We start from the raw sequence: 16,735 nt of genomic DNA on the forward strand, positions 1-16,735 counted from the left end.
AGGGGACGCCCGTGCTGGTTCGTGCTGACGAACAGGAAGTCCGGTCTCGAGTGCATCAGCTGCTCGGGATCTCCGTCGACCACATGAGTCGGGTGACCCAGGCGGCCGCAAGCGGCCGCAACAGCACCACCGAGATGCACCCTAAGTCGTCGCCCGGTGGGTACATGTACGGGGAAGCCACCGCCCAGTTTCGCCGCGAGACGGTTGGCGACCCGGGATGGGACTTCGATGAGGCGGGCGGGCAGCCTCGCACCTTCAACAACGAACGGCGCGTCTCGGTCATCGTCCGGTCCGGTGACGAGTTCACCGGCTGCAACGGCCCTCGGGCGCCCCGGACTAAGCACACGACAGGCAGCGAGACCCGCCGCAAGATCAGCGTCAATCAGCTGGCGGCCTTCGACCTGGGCGCTGTAGAAGCCGCCGATGACACATCGGTGTTTAACACGTGGGTCCTGCTGCTTGCCGTCGTGGACGGTGAAGTTCGAGGGGAGCTGTCTCGTCCCGCGAGCATCGACCAGGCCGGCCACATCAACACCTGGACGGAGCGTCTCCTGCTGCCCGCGACCCCGCTCGGCGGCGGCTTCGCCCAGCTCGACGAGGACGAGCGCGACGACGACCAGGGCGACGACCTCGGCATCTCGTGGAAGGCTTGACCGGCTTCAACCCCAGCCGCCTTCGCTTGGCCCGTGACCGAGTCGGGATCAGCCGCGTCCAACTCTCGCGCGATGCGGGAATATCGGAACGCAGCCTCGCAGGTTACGAGGCCGGCAAGCACGTGCCGCCGTCCTCGACCGTCGACGTGCTCGCGAGGGAACTGGGAGTTCCCAGCGCATTCCTGTACGCCGACGAACTGGAGGCGCTGCCGGCCGGGGCCCCCAGCTTTCGGGCCGTCAGCAAGCTGCGCGCCGGACAAGAACGCGCGGCCCTCACCAGCGGAGCTCTGGCGATCGAGGTGAACCGCTGGCTGGAGGCGCGGCTGCGCCTGCCGGCGGCATCTGTGCCCACGTACGAGCGTGGCGCCGACGATCCCGTCGGAGCGGCCCGTCGACTTCGCGCCGAATGGGGGCTGGGGTATGCGCCGCTTAAGAACGTGGTGCACCTACTTGAAGGCCGTGGCGTTCGCGTCTTCTCACTGCCTGAGCGGTTGGCCGACGTCGATGCCTTCAGCTTCTGGTGGGAGGGCGCGCCCTACGTGGTTCTTAACACCCGCAAGAGCGCAGAGCGTGGCCGGTTCGACGCGGCTCACGAGCTCGGCCATCTGGTCATGCACGGTGACTACGACCAGCCCGTCGGGCGCGATAAGGAACGAGATGCCAACCGCTTCGCGGCCGAGTTTCTAATGCCCGCCGACGACGTCCTGTCGCGCGGGCTTAGGAACGCAGGCGTCGAGCAGGTCCTGATCGCCAAGCGACGCTGGGGCGTGGCTGCCATTGCTCTCGCCTATCGGCTGCACGAACTCGGTGCGACCTCCGACTGGCTCTACGCATCCACCTGTAGGCGTCTGTCTCAGATGGGGTATCGCAGCGGGGAGATCAACGGGGCCCCTCGGGAGACCTCGCGCCTCCTAGAACAGTCGTTCGCTGCGTTGCGGCAGCGCAAGGTCACCCTGGCTGACGTCGCACGAGACATGCACGTCCTCCCTGACACCCTCCGCGAGCTCATGTTCGGCCTGGCACTAACAGCAGTCGACGGTGGGCAGCAGCCCTCGACCCGGCCCCGACCGAACTTGCGCGTGGTCTAGGCCTGGCTGACCCGGTGGCCGGCGCGAGAGGCACCGGACAGCAGACCGACCGCTCTATGGAGGCCCGGCGGGTCACGTCACTTAACAGGTGAGCGTAGGACGAGGGTCCAAGTTCCCCCAGGAGCACATGCCCTCACAGCTCAGGGAACAGGGCGCCCGCCTGCTAGTCCGAGGGTCCCGTATCGGACATGGCCCCCGGCCGCCACGGGGGTCTTAGGCAGTCGCCCCCCTAGCGTTCACAACACTCACGCGGCAAGTCACCGGAAGGGCCATCCGGGACACGGGTCCGTCCAACGACAAAGTTCCGCCGGCCCGCCTACGTGCCAGCGGTGGGTCTCCGCCGTCAGCCCCGCGGGAATCCCCGGGCAGCAATCGCGGGTTCAATGCTTATAACTTTGACACCCGGGACTTAGTCAATCTGGCAGAGCACGATGAATACCAAATTCCCTCAAGCCGTTCGCACGCGGCCTAGGGACCGCCAGCCGCGCTTCACACCACAGGCACAAGCACCTAAGATATCATCAGTCATTCATGATATAGCATATCGACAAATTAGTGAGCGAGCTGTCGGGCTAACGAGACTCCGACTCTAACGCGGTGACCCGGCAGGTAAACGGGGTCGTGCTGCCAGCATTCTGGTGCTTGAAGGTCGGCGAGCCGCCCGCGCTAGGCCAACGATTCAGAGCCCCGGCGCTTACTTGGGTTGAGGTCCGTTCTTGCTGCAACCAAGGGGACCGGCGCGCCCGAGATCCCTAAGCGAGCGGTAAAGGTTGTCACGTTCCGTATCCTCTTGCTGTCGCTCGCTGGGTGCGGGGCGACCTGACTCGCGGGGGGCGCATGACTATCCTGACCGACGCAGAACTCGTGCTCGGGCTATCTCGCCACTTGGCGGCCTACACTCAAGGCCCCGAGCGGGCGGCGCTCGGCAACCTCGAATTCGCTGGATGGGTTCTTGACGTAGCTTTTCGGCTTCGCGGCAGCACCACCAACCCCGCAGCAAGGGTCTCGGCTATCGGCCTGGATGTCGGTCTATCGCAACGTTCTTTACGCGAAGTGATCGCGGCGCTAGAGACCATGGGGTGGGTAAGTGTGCTCCGGGATGCAGAACGGAAGCCCGTTTCGGTCACCGAAGCCGTGCCCTCGCCGGGCGATCTTGTGATGGCAGCTGGCCCACTTCTAGCGACCGTGGGTACGGAGCTGCATGAGTACTCCGCGTTGGCACTCCTTCGGGCAACCAGCATCCAGCCGCTTCTTGTCGAAGATGCGCTCGAGGTGGGTGCCCTTGCTCGTGACGACACGGGGCAGGAAGACGCTGAGACGGCGCTCCGACTGCTTACCGCAACCGGCCTCACGCGGCGTGTGGTCGCAGCGGACGGGCGGGACGTGGTTTACAACCCGAACGTCTGGGTGCAAGGCGACTCGGTCGCCGAGGCCGCCCTGAGGGCAGCCGACGCTCGGGCTACTGCAGAGATAACCGGCCTCATGCAAGAAGTGGCTCAGCAGCCGGGGCTTCCTGAGTCTCACGTGCAGTCGACTGAAACGAAATGGGTTCACTTCGCAATCTCGCAGGGTCTTGTGCAACGATCTGTCATTCAGACGTCAGATGGCCATGAGCAGGGTTTCCTATTCACGCCCCATCTTGCGCGAGACCCGTTTGGAGGGACGGCTGGAGATGCGTCGGGACAGGTCCGGCAACTGGTGGGTAGCATGATTTACGCTGCAACGTTCGCGGAGTACAGACTTCATTCTCCCGAGGCATTTCTGAGACGGCTGCTCGTGAATGGGGTAGCTGGTGATGTTTCCTCAATTGGAACTGACTATCCAATGCTTGAGAAGGCAGGCATCGTGCGTGTCGTTCCAGGGTCTAGGAGCAACCGATTCCGACTGGAGCTGATGCAGGCGGAGATTGCCGAAGATGCACTGTCACTGATAGAGAGTCGCGGCACCTCCTCAGTCGACTCGGACGCCGACGCCGCGGCCTTCCGGGCCCAACGCAGTTACATTCACGTCGAGCGTGACCGAGCGCGTCTGGCCATGACTGCAGACAGTGATGAAGTAGAGCAGGCGCGTCTGATCGCCGCACTCCGCGACGTGTCTGTCCAGAGAACGATGGGTGACAGGTAATGGCCGACCAGGAGCCGCAGGCGTTGTTCGATACGGCAGTGCCTGAAAGATCTCGAAACCGAGCTCGTCCTGCGAAAGGGACTAAGCCAGCTGAGACGGTCGGTGGAGTCTTGGAGCGCCGCGTCGGCCGAATAGAGTTCGCAGAAGGAGCCTTGAGTCGCCTTCGTGTGCCTGTAACGGCCGAAGGGGGAGAACCCGGAAGGGATGTCCTCTCCGATATAGACATTCTATCGATCGACGTCGACGCCCGGCTGCGCTTATCGCTTTCTTCTCTGGAGTGCAAAAGTGCGCCGGGTCAGCGTGGTGAGCCTCAGACCCTTGTGTGGCTGGCTGGGTTCCGGCAGTTGATGAATCTCGACAGAGTGGTCTTTGTGCGACCCACCATAAGCACGCGGGGCCGCGCTCTTGCGAGGCGGCTTAATATCTCAATCCTGGACGAAGCCACATTAAGTCAGCGCGAGCTAGCGCATCGCTGGGTACCAGAGCGCTTTGCCCATTTGGACGGTGCCGCTTGTGCTCACGCCGAAGGTCGGACAGATACTCAACTGAAGGGGCTTTCGGAAGTCCCGTCGGCATTGGCAACGTTCTTGCGTAACGAGGCGCTTCTGGCCAGTTCGCACGCTTCTCTCGCCGCTGTTGAGGCACTTGGAACAGCATTCGAGAAGCAGGGTGTGCTGCCCGAACCGGCTGCCACGGTCCTTGCATCGCATGCGCTGATGGCACTGGTAGCCGCCGCCATCCGGGATGCAGGCAGTCTGGATGATCTTGGGATGCGAGCTTTGCGGACCCGGCTGCAACGCGCGCTCACTACGGGCGACCCTGACGATGACTACTTGATGGCTCTGTTGGAGCGGGCAGACGCTGTGGTCAATCACGTAGTCACGCGAACACATCGAGCTTATGTTGATGCTGGCGCCGAGCCTCTGGCAGTAGCTGTGCCGTCCTTACGCGACGCTGTGGCAACAGTGCCTGGGTACCTCGAGGACTACCTAGACTTTGTTGAGCGCCTGCGTGCTAACCCTGCGGTTTCGAGGTCGCTGCTGCAATCCGTCGAGCTGGCGTGTTTCGAGGCCTTGGTGGGTGGGCCAGCATGGATGGAGCCTGCCTTTGCTCATCTCTTTACGGTCGAGCACCGTGGACTCCTGCTAGTGGCTGTTCGGTGTCTTCGATCTGTAGCGGGTGACCAAGTCGTAAACGGAGTCAAGGACATTGCGTTGCTGACGCATCCTCGAGTGACGGATATCGCGCCTGATCGCCGCGAGCCGAACTCTCAGTGAGCGACCCTTTGAAGTCGATTGGACAGTCAATGAACAAACGTAATGCACCGCCCACTGAAAGCGAAGGCACGAAGGAAGGGGCGCCGATTGATACCCGGTGGGTGATTCTCGCGGCGCTGGCAGCGACACTAGGCGGTTTTGTATTCCTGGTGGCCAGCGGTGCCCTCGGTTCGGCGGCTGTTTCGGCGGCGGCGGAACTCATTCGTTCGATTGCCTGGCCGGCAACGGTGCTGAGCATTGCATTCTACTTCCGCGCGCGAATATCTGAGCTCATCCCACGGATAAGAACCATGAAGGGGCCTGGTGGGGTTGAGCTTGAACTGCGAGACGTGGCTGCGGCCACCGATGATCTTGAGGCAACGATAAGGGCTGCACTGTCGGGTGCCAGCGGTCCATTTAAAGGCGATGCGACGGTGTCGAAGTCAACTCTCGATATTGCTAACCTCGAGCGCCTCCTGAAGGTAGCGGCCTCGCTCGGGGCCACACGCGCTCGCGCTGGTCTACCGCCGGATGCTGTAGATGTCCGATTAGATGAGGGAAAGGCAACAATCATCGTCGCGAGCGATGAGCAAGTCGGCCGCCGAAGCGGTGGAGCACTTGATAAAGAATCTGAGCTCGAGGATGCGCGCAGGCGTGTCGAGGCTCTTCAGCGTGAGTTTGAGCGAGCGGATTCCCGAAACTCAGTGCGCGTGAACTTCGCTTACGCAGAACTGATGAAGGCGAAGGAACGACTGGTTGCTCTGGAGCGTATGTCTACCTACTAACTGGAGGCAGAAATCCACCAGCCTCGCTATCTCCTGCGGCCAAGATCAGACCGGCCACCGTTGGTAGACGAGCGCGGGCTTCCTGGCCCTTAATGAACTAGAAGCAGACCGTGATTGACGTCCTCGCGCCCTGCCGCCCATCCAGATCCGAGTTGTCTGCGTGACCTGAGGGAGCGTGGCCGACGCAGGAACGGCCCCGGCTCGGTCGGTCTCGGATGACTACAGCCTGGCCCGCTCTATGGAGCAGCACACCAGTGGCTGCACGACGAGGCGCAGGTTGCGTGACGGCGACTGTCGTTCCGATCATCGAGCACGCGCTCGGCACCCAGTAAGCGACTGAGGCGGACGAGTTCTTCATCGGCGTCCACCGCGGACTTCCTGTAGCCCCGCAAGAGCCACACGGCCCCGCGACGTTGTCGCGAAGCTTCGCGACGACCCGGCAAGTTCACCACCGGGGCTAACCCACCGCACGCATGGCACCCGCCGGGCGGGCGCCGAGCCGTCCGGCGAAGACAACGTCCGGACGCTGAGCTGCTTCACCGTTGCCCCTGAAACGGCCCAGCCCAGCTCACGCCCCACTCCGCATCTGCCGCCTGTGCAGGAGGGCTGCCGTCCTCGGCGGCAAATCCTCTTCGACCTCTGCATCGTGATTGTTGAGGATCCTAGCCACGTAAGCGTCTGCTTCTGCCCGGCTTCCCAGGGCGTCGCAAGCGGCGACGAGATCGAGGAGAGGCACGTCCTCGAACGTTCCGGACACCAGCGCCACCGTTGCCGCGTCGGCGGCCAACCGTGGATTCCCGGCACCCAGGTGGTGTGTCGCGACGACATGCGCGACGTCCACGATCATGGCGGCGAACTCGTGGTCGAGGCGGAAGTCCGCGTCGATCAACCAGCTGTACCCGCCGGCGCCTGAGACGCGGGGAGCCGGTAGCTCGAAAGGTCGACCCGTGACGAGCCCGAGGGCTGCTACAAGGTCAGGTATGCCGTCTCGCCCTCGTGCGGTTCCGCGGACCCGCAGACGGCGGAAGAGGTCGGCATCGATGAGAGCGTCATTGATCCGGTAGCGCCCAGCGGCCGCAGCAGTCACCCCGGACGGGAGGTAGTCGGCGCCGGTCTCCGGGTCGGAGCCCATCCACGCGCGGACCACGGAGATGGCCTGCCGCACCTTGGTCTTGCCGACGACGTCCGGCTCGTTGGGCCAGATCGCGGTGGCGTACTGCTCGCTGGTCGCTCCCCCGTTGCGGGTCGCGAGGTAGGCCACGACCTCGGTGTAGAACTGCCGCCTCGGGTTCCGCTCCGGCAGCTGGCCCTGGGCGCGAACGCGCACGGGTCCGAGCAGGGTCAACTTGGGTCGCGGCGAGGAGTCGTCGAACCAGTCGGCCAGGTCGCGGTCGAGGTCGGGGTCGGCCAGCTCGACCTTGGCGCGGACCCCCTCCCCCGGCACGGGGGCCAAGACACGGACATCCCGATCGGTCGTCGCAGCGACATCCATGTAGATCTGTTCCCTTAGCGCGAGCACGGAATCAACGGCCTGGGTCGGCGGGGATGCAGAGGTCGAGGATTCGTCGTCCGGACCGCCCGACGCCACCCGGAGGTTCCCGCAGGCGTCGGCTGCGGCATCCCATGGCTCCTTCCCGCGTGCCGGCGGCACGCGCCGGTCCTCTGCGACCGCGGCGTGCGCCAGCATCTGGGCCAACGCGCCTGCCTCCTCGACCGGCAGCTGATGGGCTCGCAGTCGCAAATCGAGCGTGGGGATCGCGATCAGCCCTGCTGCGTCGATGCTCATCGTCCACCCGGCCGTGGCTGAAGCGTCGCCATCAGCCGCCCTCACCACGACGGCTCCGCTGCGCGCGGACGGCCCGGCCAGCTCCGTGGTGAGACGTGCGACTGCGGCCCCCTCCTGAACTGAACTGGGGACCACGAGCAGGACGTGCGGTTCCCACGCGTCCGCTGAGATGTCGTGCAGGCGACCGGCCAGCACGTCGGTGGCCGCGGCCCGCATCGCATCACTCGATGACGCGTGGTGCTGGGTCAATGCCTCGACCGCACTCTCGAGGTCTGCGGCATAGGCGAATCGGTCCGGGTTGAGCTGCGCCAGTTCCTCCCCAAAACCGACCGCGGTGACACGGAGCATCTCCGACCAGGTGTTGTGTGCGAGCTCAGCAGCGAGGTAGCGCATGAGGTCGACGGCTCGGTCGATGTCCCCGACGAGGTTGACCGCGGAGATGTGCTCGAGGTCCAACAACCAATGCTCTCCAGCGTCGGTGTAGCCCACCGACACCAGCGTGGGGTACGGCGCGAGGAAGCGGCCCCGCCGGGAGTGGTCGTACGTCAGCGTGTCGTCGCGGTGTACCGACCACCGCGTCCCGGAGTCGTCCACGGTCCACGGCTCCGGGCCAACGTGTGCCGGCTCCGCAACGACCAGGGTCAGGACGTCGTCGGTCATGCAGACGGCGACGACGTCGGGCAGAACGCCTCCCTCGACCGTCGCGAGCCCTTGGACGAGGCTGCGCAGTGCCCTGTCGAGCCAGCCCACGTCGGCCGTCCCGGCCGACAGCAGCGTCCGCTCCACGGGTACGAGCTCCGCTGGAGTGCTGCTCACCAGCCGGCCGGGACGGCGATGACGGGACTGGTGACGGCGGTACCGACGCAACGCCAGGAGTGAGACCCCGGTGAGCAGGGTCCCTCCCCCGCCCAGTGCGATGGCCGCGGCGGGGACCTCGCTGGCCACCTCGTTGCCCGCCTGTGCTGAGGCGGGAGCAGGCGCCGGAGTGAGCGGGCCAGGTGACCCGGCAGCGGCGCTCGACGGAACGGCAGGCGTGGTGGTGGCCGGCGCGAGCGTCGGTGAGGTCGACGGTCCGGGTTCGACTGTCGGTTCTGCCGGAACCGGAGGCTGAGGGGCGGGCTCGGTCTGCGGTTCGCTCGACGGGGGCAGCGTCTGATCCGGCGCAGCCTGCACCGCGGATGGGACGGTCAGGGTCCAGCCCGGTCGGATCAGGTCTGGGTCGTCAAAGACGGCTCCGGCTGGCTCGGGTCTCCCCTGGTTCGCCGTCCAGACCGCTTCCCACTCCCGACCGTCCCCGGTGGTCTCAGCAGCGATGCCCCACAACGTGTCCCCCGGCTCGACGGTGATCTCCGCCGTCGAGTCAGCCAACGAGGTCGCTGCGGAGTTCGGGAGTCCTGCCGCGTCGAGCGGCATGACCAGAACCGTCCCCGGGACGATCTGGTTGTCGGGGCCGATCGCTCCCCCGTTGAGCTCAACGATCTCTGGATATCGCAGCGGGTCCCCGAGGTAGCGCTCGGCCAGGGCCCACAACGTGTCTCGTCTGACCACCTCGTGCGTCTGGGCTGACGGGACGTCATAGCTGTCCGAGGCCATCTGGAGCGCAGGTCGTGCCGTCGCCACCGGGCCCGCCCCTGGTGCCTGATGGGCGTCTACGAAGACGGCGACGGGCAGCGGCGGCATGACGGGACCTGCACCTGTCGAGGAGGCTGCTGTCACCGCTGGGGCGATGGTCAGCCCCACGACGACGACAGCGAGCAGCGCGGCGGCGGGTTGCTGGAACACCCGGAGTCCGGGGATCTGCACGCTTGGTCGAGCGCGGAGCAGACAGATCAGTTCCATGGTCGTCGAGGTGGTGAAAAACCCCCAGCAGACCCAGGCGCCGGCGGCGAGAACGACCCTCAGCAGCTGCCCGTCATCTCGCTCGCTGAGCGTGCGGACGACCTCCTCGACAGAGGGCAGGCCCTGGGGCACCAGCTGCCAGGTGACCAGGAGCACGGGCACCCCGACGACGATGGCCGCGAGAACGGCTAGGGCCCCGAGTGCCTTGATGAGCCGCGCTGCCGGACTGCTCATGAGACGGGCTCGCCGATCGTCACGCCCACCTGGAGCTGTGCTGTGTGAGTGCGGGTCTGGCTGACCGGGAGGCCGAGCATGGGTGTCGTGTCGGTGACCGTCACCGCGACCGCGATCAGGCCCGGCCCGAGCACCGTGACTGCGCCCGTCGCCCCCGCCTGCTGCAGATAGCTGTTGGCTGCTGCGGTCGCCAGCCGGACGTCGCCTGGCCCGCCCGTCGGCACCGGGCCAACGGCGATCACGGCTGCGCGCGCGGCCTCAGCGGAGGCCGTCTCAGCGCGGTTCGCAGCCTGGATGTTCGTGCCGGCATCGACGACCGCTGTCACCAGGATCCCAGCGATCAGGACGACGAAGCAGAACAGCACGGTCACGGACCCGCGCTCGTCTCGGCACCACCGCACCGTCGTCCGTCCGGCTCCCGTCACGACACGTCTCTCGCCGGGTCGAGTGGGCTCGTCGCGCTGTCCCGGAGTGTCCTCGTACCGGGCAGCCCCTCGATGCCGACGTCGGAGAAGCGGACGGTGCACGACACCTCCACGGTGACCGTGCCGACGGCACCTGGCGGGCCGGCAAAGCCGGCCGCGTCGACGAGAACCAGCACGTCCGAGCAGTGCAGGTCACGTTGGGTCAGCGCCTCGGTGGCCGCAGCGGTAGCCAGCAGCTCTGCGGCCCCCGCAGAGCGAGCCAGTGACGCCTCCCGCGCAGCGATCCCAGCAACGCCGCTGATCCGGTCCCCCGCCAGGGCGATCCGCGCGCCCACGACGAGCATGGCCAGGACCAGCATGGCCACGGGCAGCAGGATGGCGAGTTCGACCGACTCCGACCCGCGGTCGTCCCACACCCGTTTGCCGGCGCCGCGGTTCTTGGACCGACGGTTGCGGTTCACGGCGAGTCCGGGGTGGTGAAGCGCTCCCTGGCTTGCTCGATCGTCACGTCGACCGTGGGGCTGAAGCCGGGCAGCGGGATGACGTTCGGCACCGAGGCAACCACGCGGATGGACACTGTCGTGGCCGTGTCGTCCTGAGTGACGGAGTAGCTCGTCATGGACCCCGTGCCCAGCTGGGCGAGGTAGGCGTCCGCGGCCTGCTGCCCCTCCCCCGCCGTCGCTCCCTCGACGCTGCCGGCCCGCGCTCCGGCCTGAGCCGCCGCCTCCGCTGCTTCCCTGGCGAAGTACCACATGCCGAGTTGGGGTCCGGCGAGGAGCAGGACGACGATGACGGGGAACAGGATCGCGAACTCCACGCTGGATGAACCCCGCTCCACCTCGGTGCCTGCCGCGCACACCCGACTGCCGGACCACCGCAGGGGTGTCCGGGTGCCGGTCGGGAGGCTGCGCACGAGGTCGGTCCGACCTACTGGAAGAGCGCAGTCTTGCTGGCGACGAAGGCGACTGCAGCCGTCGTGACCGCGGCGCCCAGGGCGATGGCCAGGATGACCATGAACGCCTTCTCCGATGAGTCCGATCCGCGGTCGTCGGCGACGTCCTCCGCCCGGAGCCAACCGACCACACGGGCCACGGTCACGACCGCAGCAATCACAGCGCGTTGCCGCACCTCAGGACTCGAGGGCAGGGACATGGACGACCTCCTGGTCGACGACGGGTTCACGGGGCGGTGCCGAACATGCGGAGTAGGAACGGAACGAGGACGAAGAGGGTCAACCCGGTCACCAGCAGGGCCAGCGGGCGAGCCATCCGCTCGCTGACCTCGTTGGCTGCTGTCCTGGCGTCGGAGAGCTCGGCGTGCCGGAGCGTCCGGGCGCTGGCCAGCAGGGTGTTGTAGACCGACCCTCCGTCAGCGGCTACAGCGGCGATGTCCGCCAGGCTGCGCAGTTCGGCCACGTCGAGCTCGTCGCCGAGATCGCGGAGGTCGGTCCAGGGCTTGCGCCCCGACAGCGCAGCTCGACGAATGGCCCGATGCATCCGGACGAAGGGCATGCTCCCCGAGATCTCCGCAGCCTCCTCGAGAGCCTGCTCGACCGAACCCCGGGCCCGTCGCTCCCCCGCGACGAGCGTCAGGAACGACTCCAGGTTGCTCCGGAACTCGGCACGGGCCGAGGTGGCCTGTTCTCTCGCCTCGGCCGATGGCAGCACCCATCCGGCGACCGCCAGCGCCAGGCCGACCGCACCCGGGATCGCGAACGGCACCGGCACGTCGACGAGCGCGAGAGCCAGACCCAGCAGGACCGGGGTCATCAGCCCCGTCAGCGCCAGGGTCAGCTTGCGCACCGCCAGCTGGGTGCGGGTGCGGCCGAGGATGGACAGATCGGCGTCGGAGACACCGACCCGGGACTCGATTGCACCGACCACGGAGCGGGGCAGGACGTCCCACCAGCTCTGTGCCGCGCCTGTCAACGGTGAAGACGACGCGCGGGGGCCGGGCGGACCAGGAGCCAACTGGTCGAGAGCCGCCCCCAGGGACGGCGGGGCGGGCCGCACCGCCCGCACCAGGAGGACCAGTCCCAGGGCCATCACCATCCCGGCGAGGGTCGCCGTCTGCAGCCCCGTCATGGACGCACCTGAGCCAGACCGGGGTGCGTCAAAACCCGCACGGGCGGCGGCGGATCCGACAACGTGCGCATCCACCGAAGCGCTGTGGCGAAGACCGTGGCCACCACCAGGAGAGCCACCTGACCGAACGCGGTCGAGTAACCCGAGAGGAAGGTCTGGGCGAAGAGCATCATCCCGACCACCAGGATCAGCGTCGTCAGCACGATGGTGCGCATGTTGGCCCGCGGCTTCGCCCGCTCCGCTTCCACCTCGCGGACCATGCGTGAGCGCTCATCGAGATCCGTCGCCAGGGCAGTCAGGACCTCTGCGAGACCCGGGCCGCCGTTGCGTTCCCGGAGGATCAGGACCATGGCGATCTTGTCGGCAGCCGGGTCGGCCACCTCGTCAGCGAACTGCCGCAGCGCCGACTCGACGCCCTGAGGCCCCATGCGGTTGACGAGGTTAGTGACCGCTGGGCTGATCGAGGACGGTGCGGAGAGCAGCGAACGGCGCAGTGCTTCCCGGGTCGACCCCACAGCGCCAGAGCCGATCAGGTCCGCGAGACGTCGCGTCCAGTCAGCCAGGGCATCCGATCTGGCGATCAGCTGCCTCGACGCCTTGCCCCCGCCCAACACCTGGGGAATGAACACGACACCCGCAGCTGTGCCCACAGCGGCGACCGGCCAGCCGGTCACGAGCAGCACCAGGATGCCGGCGACCAGCGCGCCCACGTGGAGGAGCGTGACGCGGGGCTTGGTCCGCGCACGACGGCGCCGCGTTCTGGGGAGCACCTCGACGCCTCGGAGGACAGCCACGAGGCAAACGAGCCCCACGGAGACGGCGAGACCAGCCGACGTCAGCAAGGCGAGACCGGCCGTCATGACCCAGCACCGGGGAGGGCTGGCCAGTCGCTCTGGTCTGGATGCAGCCAGTCCGGGTCGAACCCGACGTCGCGGAGCCGCTGCGCCAGGCCGTCGCTCATCATGCCTGCGCCAGTGGCCTGGGCACGCCCGTCGCCGGCTCGAGGGGCGAAGACCGGCGTGAGATCGGGCCGCCCCGCATCTCCCATGGCACCGAGCTCGTAGACACCGGAGACGAACCGGGCGTAGCCGCGATCCCGCTGGACGTGGACGACGAGGCCCAATGCCGCCAGGGAGCGGAGCACCAGGTCCGACGACGGTGGCGGGTGCGCCTTCAGCGCGTTGATCAGGACCTTGTCGAACACACCCTCGGCGGACGGAGAGTGGATCGTGCACATCACCGACGAGATGCCGCTGGTCGCGGCCTCGAGAAGCGAGATGACGTAGGCACCACGCACCTCACCGACCAACACCCATGTCGGGGACGCGCGCAAGGCCAGGTGCAAGGCGTCGCCCATGTCGAAGCCCCCGCGGCCTTCGGCGTTGGGCAGACGGGACTCGAAGGGCCGGCAGACGGCATGCCGCTTGACCATCTGTCGCTGAGCCGGGTCCCACCGTGGCAGGTGCAGGCCCAGCTCGCGCTCGTCCTCGACGGTGACCACCACGTTGTCCCACGGGATGGCGTTGCCCAGCGCCCGCAGCAGAGTGGTCTTGCCAACCCCGGGAGCGCCGCTGATCAGCGGTGAGACCCCGGAAGCCACCGCTGCCCGCAGGAACTCACGGAGCGGCGAATCGATCATGCCCATCGCGTGCAGGTCGTCGAGGCTCGGGTCGCTGTACCTGTGGACGCGGATGACACCGGCCGGCCGGGGCAAGACGTCCATCGCTGCCTGCAGCCGGGCACCCAGCTCGGTGACGCCCTGGAGACGGAGGTTGAGGACAGGACTTGCAGAAGAGAACTCGCGGCTGGACTGACCACCCTCGGAACGCGACGCAATGGACCGCAGCAGCTGCTCGAGCTCGGCGTCGCTGGCGGCGACCGGCGGCCCCGGCTCGAGCCGCCCGTCGACTTTGCGCAACATGGTCGGGTCGCAACCCTCGAAGTGGATGTCCTCCACGTCGTCCCTGGCGAGCAGGGGCGCGAGCCGCCCCAGCCCGTCGAGCTCGGCCAGGACGGCGGCGAAGATGGTGTCCTCGGTCGTCACTTCCGGCGCAGGTCGACCCCGGTTGGCCTCGTGAACCAGCCACTGTTCGTACTCGTCGCCGATCAGCTGCTTGGTGAGCTCTCGGCGCGGCCCGGGGGCGTAGTCCTTGTCCTCGGTCGTCAACCGGGTCGACACCCGGTCACGGAGCTCAGCCACCACCCGGTACTCGGCCTCGGTCAGCTGCCGAGACGGTGCAGTGCCGTCGTTGCGCCGGCCCACCTCGGAAGGACCCGTTGACGGAGCGGATGACGAGAGGGAGCTGGTCGTGAGGGTCACGACGCCCATCCCGCAGACGAGAGTGACGGCCCCGTCGTCGCTGCCAGCTCACGAACGAGAGAGGAGGCGGCCCGCATCAACGGCGACCGGCGCATGGCCCGGAGGCTCATCGGCTCCCCATCGGACAGCGCTGCTGCCGTTGCCCGGTCGTCGGGCAGCTCTCCGATGAGGGGCAGTCCCAACGCGACGGCCACCTCGCCTGCCGGGTAAGGGCCTCGCCCCACGACGATGGCGGACACCGCGGCCAGGTCACCGAGCTCGTCGCGCAGACGACCGACCGTCTCCTGCGCTGCGTGCACGGATCGCACGGTCGGCCGCACCGTCAGCAGAACGCGGTCGGCGGCTCGCACCACCGGCCAGCAGCCCCGCGTGGTGAGGAGACGCCCGGTGTCGACCAGTGCGTCCCGACCGTGGCGAACCGCGGTCTGCCCCAGGGCGCCGGCCATCCGCTCCCATGCACCACCGCTGAAGGACTGGCCCTGCGTCGCCGTCCCGAAGCCGGGGATGAGCGAGACGCCGGGCCGCTCCGGGAGCTGGACCGCGTGCTCGGCCAACAGTGCCGCGGATGCAGCCACCGGCAAGTCGTGGCGGGCGGCCGCGGACCACGACAGGAGGCCCCGGTCGGTGCCCACCCGTCCGGCGAGCATCCCCGGCCCCATGTCACCGCCGGCGATGTCGCAATCGACGACAGTCACCGGCCGGGGCCAGCTCAGGGCCAGCGCCCAGGTCGTGGTGGTCACCCCGGGTGCGGCTTTGCCTGAGGTCAGGACGGTGAGCACGGGGTCAGCCCCCCGCCGGCAGGAGGATCAGCGCCAGGCGTCCCGTCGAGGCGAGGGCTGCCATCGACGGCCCGTCCTCCTGATCCAGCCGGACGTCGATCACGGTCACCTGGGTGGACGGGTTGACCGGTCCGACCTCAGCGACGGTTGCCTCTACGGGCACGTCTTGCGGCCCCTCCCCCGACGTGCCGTCCTGGATGACCGACGCGGCTGTTCCCGGCGTCGCAACGACCAGGACCTGCTGGCCCGGGCTCAGCCCACTGGCCGGGAACTGGCCTTCCTGCAACGGCAGCGCCACGAGCACCTCCCCAGCGGGCAGCCCCGTGTCCACACCGATCTGAGCTCGAGTGAGCAGCTGCCCCGGGACGAGCGGCACCTGCGCGACCATCCCGATGACCTCGGCCTGATCGGCGGCCGGGATCGGTGACAGGTTCGGGTCCGCCGGCACACTTGCCACTGAAAGGTCGGCGGCGGTGATGGTCTCGCCGACCGGCACGTTCCGAGCCACGGCCAGGACGTCGGTGTGCGACGTCAGCATCTGGCCTGCGGAGTAGGCCGCGAGCCCACCCAGGAGGACGACGAGGACGCTCAGGACCAGCGACCGCCGGCTGACCCGCCGGCGCGCGGCGGCGCTTCGGATGGGCGGAGCGGAGGAAGCGGCCACTCGATCCTCGGAACGCGGGCTGGCTGTCACGGACGACGTCACCTGGTCACCACGGATTGCGCTTCTGCCACGGCGAAGGTGGCGTTCGACGACGTCGTCACCTGGGGCAGAGTCCCGGTGGCGCCCGTCGAGGCAGTCCAAGAGACAGACCACTGGATGGCGTACGTGGCGGTGACCTGACCATCGGGCTGGCGGATGGAGGAGTGCGGGTAGCGGTAGTCGCAGCCTGATGGGGAGGGTGCCCAGACACCGTCGGCCGGTTGCCAAGCGGTGCCTGGACCAGCACACGTTGCGACTGCACCCCCGTCCCCTGGGGTGAAGCTCAGACCCGTGGGAACGACCTCGACCTGAGCCCACACGCCGCCTGCGTCGGCCCTTGAGCTCAAGGGCTGGAAGGACGAGGTATCAGTCCAGAACCAGGTGTAGGCGTTGACCACGGTGTACGGCGCGCCGTTGTCCAGCTCACCGGCTGGATACATCCCCGTGGTCGGGATGGGGATGGTCAGCGCCTGCAACGCCTGTGCCGCTAACACCGCAGGATCGACCGCGGGCGGTCCAACCGGTGGGTCGGCCGACCAGAACGAGAACCCGCTCGTCCCGGGGAACGCTCCGCCCCCGGTGTAGAAGGTGCACAGGTAGATGGCGCCATCGGTGTGACCGCCCCAGACAGGGGACTCGAGCGGGGGCTGCACGGTCAT

At 67.5% G+C, this 16,735-nt stretch carries 16 protein-coding genes; 5 read left to right on the top strand and 11 right to left on the bottom strand.

From position 1 onward, the window contains the following. The first annotated feature begins 11 nt into the window (after positions 1–11). From ASG41_RS20970 to ASG41_RS23835, 5 genes are all read left to right on the top strand, one after another. Positions 12–653 carry a hypothetical protein gene (locus tag ASG41_RS20970; RefSeq protein ID WP_157519603.1) on the top strand — a complete coding sequence of 214 codons (642 nt, stop codon included), beginning with the start codon at positions 12–14 and terminating at the stop codon, positions 651–653. Next, entirely contained in the window at positions 650–1,741 is a 1,092-nt protein-coding gene (locus tag ASG41_RS20975; protein ID WP_082557201.1) for an XRE family transcriptional regulator, read from the top strand. Before ASG41_RS20970 ends, ASG41_RS20975 begins: the two co-directional genes overlap by 4 nt. An 837-nt stretch (positions 1,742–2,578) precedes the next feature. Then, positions 2,579–3,865: a hypothetical protein gene (locus ASG41_RS24375; RefSeq protein WP_200939166.1), complete on the top strand. Its 1,287-nt coding sequence runs from the start codon at positions 2,579–2,581 to the stop codon at positions 3,863–3,865. Next, entirely contained in the window at positions 3,865–5,142 is a 1,278-nt protein-coding gene (locus tag ASG41_RS23830; protein WP_157519605.1) for a hypothetical protein, read from the top strand. The genes ASG41_RS24375 and ASG41_RS23830 overlap by 1 nt, the downstream gene beginning before the upstream one ends. Further along, the gene (locus tag ASG41_RS23835) at positions 5,139–5,906 is read left to right on the top strand and encodes a hypothetical protein (protein ID WP_157519607.1); all 768 of its coding nucleotides are present in this window, start codon (positions 5,139–5,141) and stop codon (positions 5,904–5,906) included. Before ASG41_RS23830 ends, ASG41_RS23835 begins: the two co-directional genes overlap by 4 nt. Before the next feature lie 568 nt (positions 5,907–6,474). Here the strand turns inward: ASG41_RS23835 and ASG41_RS20985 are convergent. The 11 genes from ASG41_RS20985 to ASG41_RS21035 form a co-directional block, all read right to left on the bottom strand. Further along, positions 6,475–9,765 (bottom strand): LysM peptidoglycan-binding domain-containing protein, encoded by a 3,291-nt coding sequence (locus tag ASG41_RS20985; RefSeq protein WP_056300119.1) that lies wholly within the window; start codon positions 9,763–9,765, stop codon positions 6,475–6,477. Continuing rightward, complete coding sequence (locus ASG41_RS20990; RefSeq protein ID WP_157519609.1) at positions 9,762–10,136, bottom strand: hypothetical protein; 375 nt, start codon at positions 10,134–10,136, stop codon at positions 9,762–9,764. Before ASG41_RS20990 ends, ASG41_RS20985 begins: the two co-directional genes overlap by 4 nt. A 50-nt stretch (positions 10,137–10,186) precedes the next feature. Continuing rightward, positions 10,187–10,549: a pilus assembly protein TadE gene (locus tag ASG41_RS20995; RefSeq protein ID WP_235564987.1), complete on the bottom strand. Its 363-nt coding sequence runs from the start codon at positions 10,547–10,549 to the stop codon at positions 10,187–10,189. 98 nt (positions 10,550–10,647) lie between these two features. Continuing rightward, on the bottom strand, positions 10,648–11,007 hold the full coding sequence (locus ASG41_RS21000; RefSeq protein WP_056300130.1) for a TadE/TadG family type IV pilus assembly protein: 360 nt from the start codon (positions 11,005–11,007) through the stop codon (positions 10,648–10,650). 110 nt (positions 11,008–11,117) lie between these two features. Continuing rightward, positions 11,118–11,288 (bottom strand): hypothetical protein, encoded by a 171-nt coding sequence (locus tag ASG41_RS21005; RefSeq protein ID WP_235564972.1) that lies wholly within the window; start codon positions 11,286–11,288, stop codon positions 11,118–11,120. Between the two features lie 80 nt (positions 11,289–11,368). Continuing rightward, positions 11,369–12,274: a type II secretion system F family protein gene (locus ASG41_RS21010; protein WP_056300133.1), complete on the bottom strand. Its 906-nt coding sequence runs from the start codon at positions 12,272–12,274 to the stop codon at positions 11,369–11,371. Then, complete coding sequence (locus tag ASG41_RS21015; RefSeq protein WP_235564973.1) at positions 12,271–12,984, bottom strand: type II secretion system F family protein; 714 nt, start codon at positions 12,982–12,984, stop codon at positions 12,271–12,273. Before ASG41_RS21015 ends, ASG41_RS21010 begins: the two co-directional genes overlap by 4 nt. 146 nt (positions 12,985–13,130) lie before the next feature. Next, entirely contained in the window at positions 13,131–14,594 is a 1,464-nt protein-coding gene (locus ASG41_RS21020) for a CpaF family protein (RefSeq protein ID WP_235564974.1), read from the bottom strand. Next, positions 14,591–15,373: a hypothetical protein gene (locus ASG41_RS21025; protein ID WP_056300141.1), complete on the bottom strand. Its 783-nt coding sequence runs from the start codon at positions 15,371–15,373 to the stop codon at positions 14,591–14,593. Before ASG41_RS21025 ends, ASG41_RS21020 begins: the two co-directional genes overlap by 4 nt. 4 nt (positions 15,374–15,377) lie before the next feature. Further along, complete coding sequence (locus ASG41_RS21030) at positions 15,378–16,079, bottom strand: SAF domain-containing protein (RefSeq protein WP_235564975.1); 702 nt, start codon at positions 16,077–16,079, stop codon at positions 15,378–15,380. Then, positions 16,076–16,735 (bottom strand): hypothetical protein, encoded by a 660-nt coding sequence (locus ASG41_RS21035; protein ID WP_235564976.1) that lies wholly within the window; start codon positions 16,733–16,735, stop codon positions 16,076–16,078. The genes ASG41_RS21030 and ASG41_RS21035 overlap by 4 nt, the downstream gene beginning before the upstream one ends.

This window comes from Modestobacter sp. Leaf380, from assembly GCF_001424485.1.
Lineage (GTDB): Bacteria > Actinomycetota > Actinomycetes > Mycobacteriales > Geodermatophilaceae > Klenkia.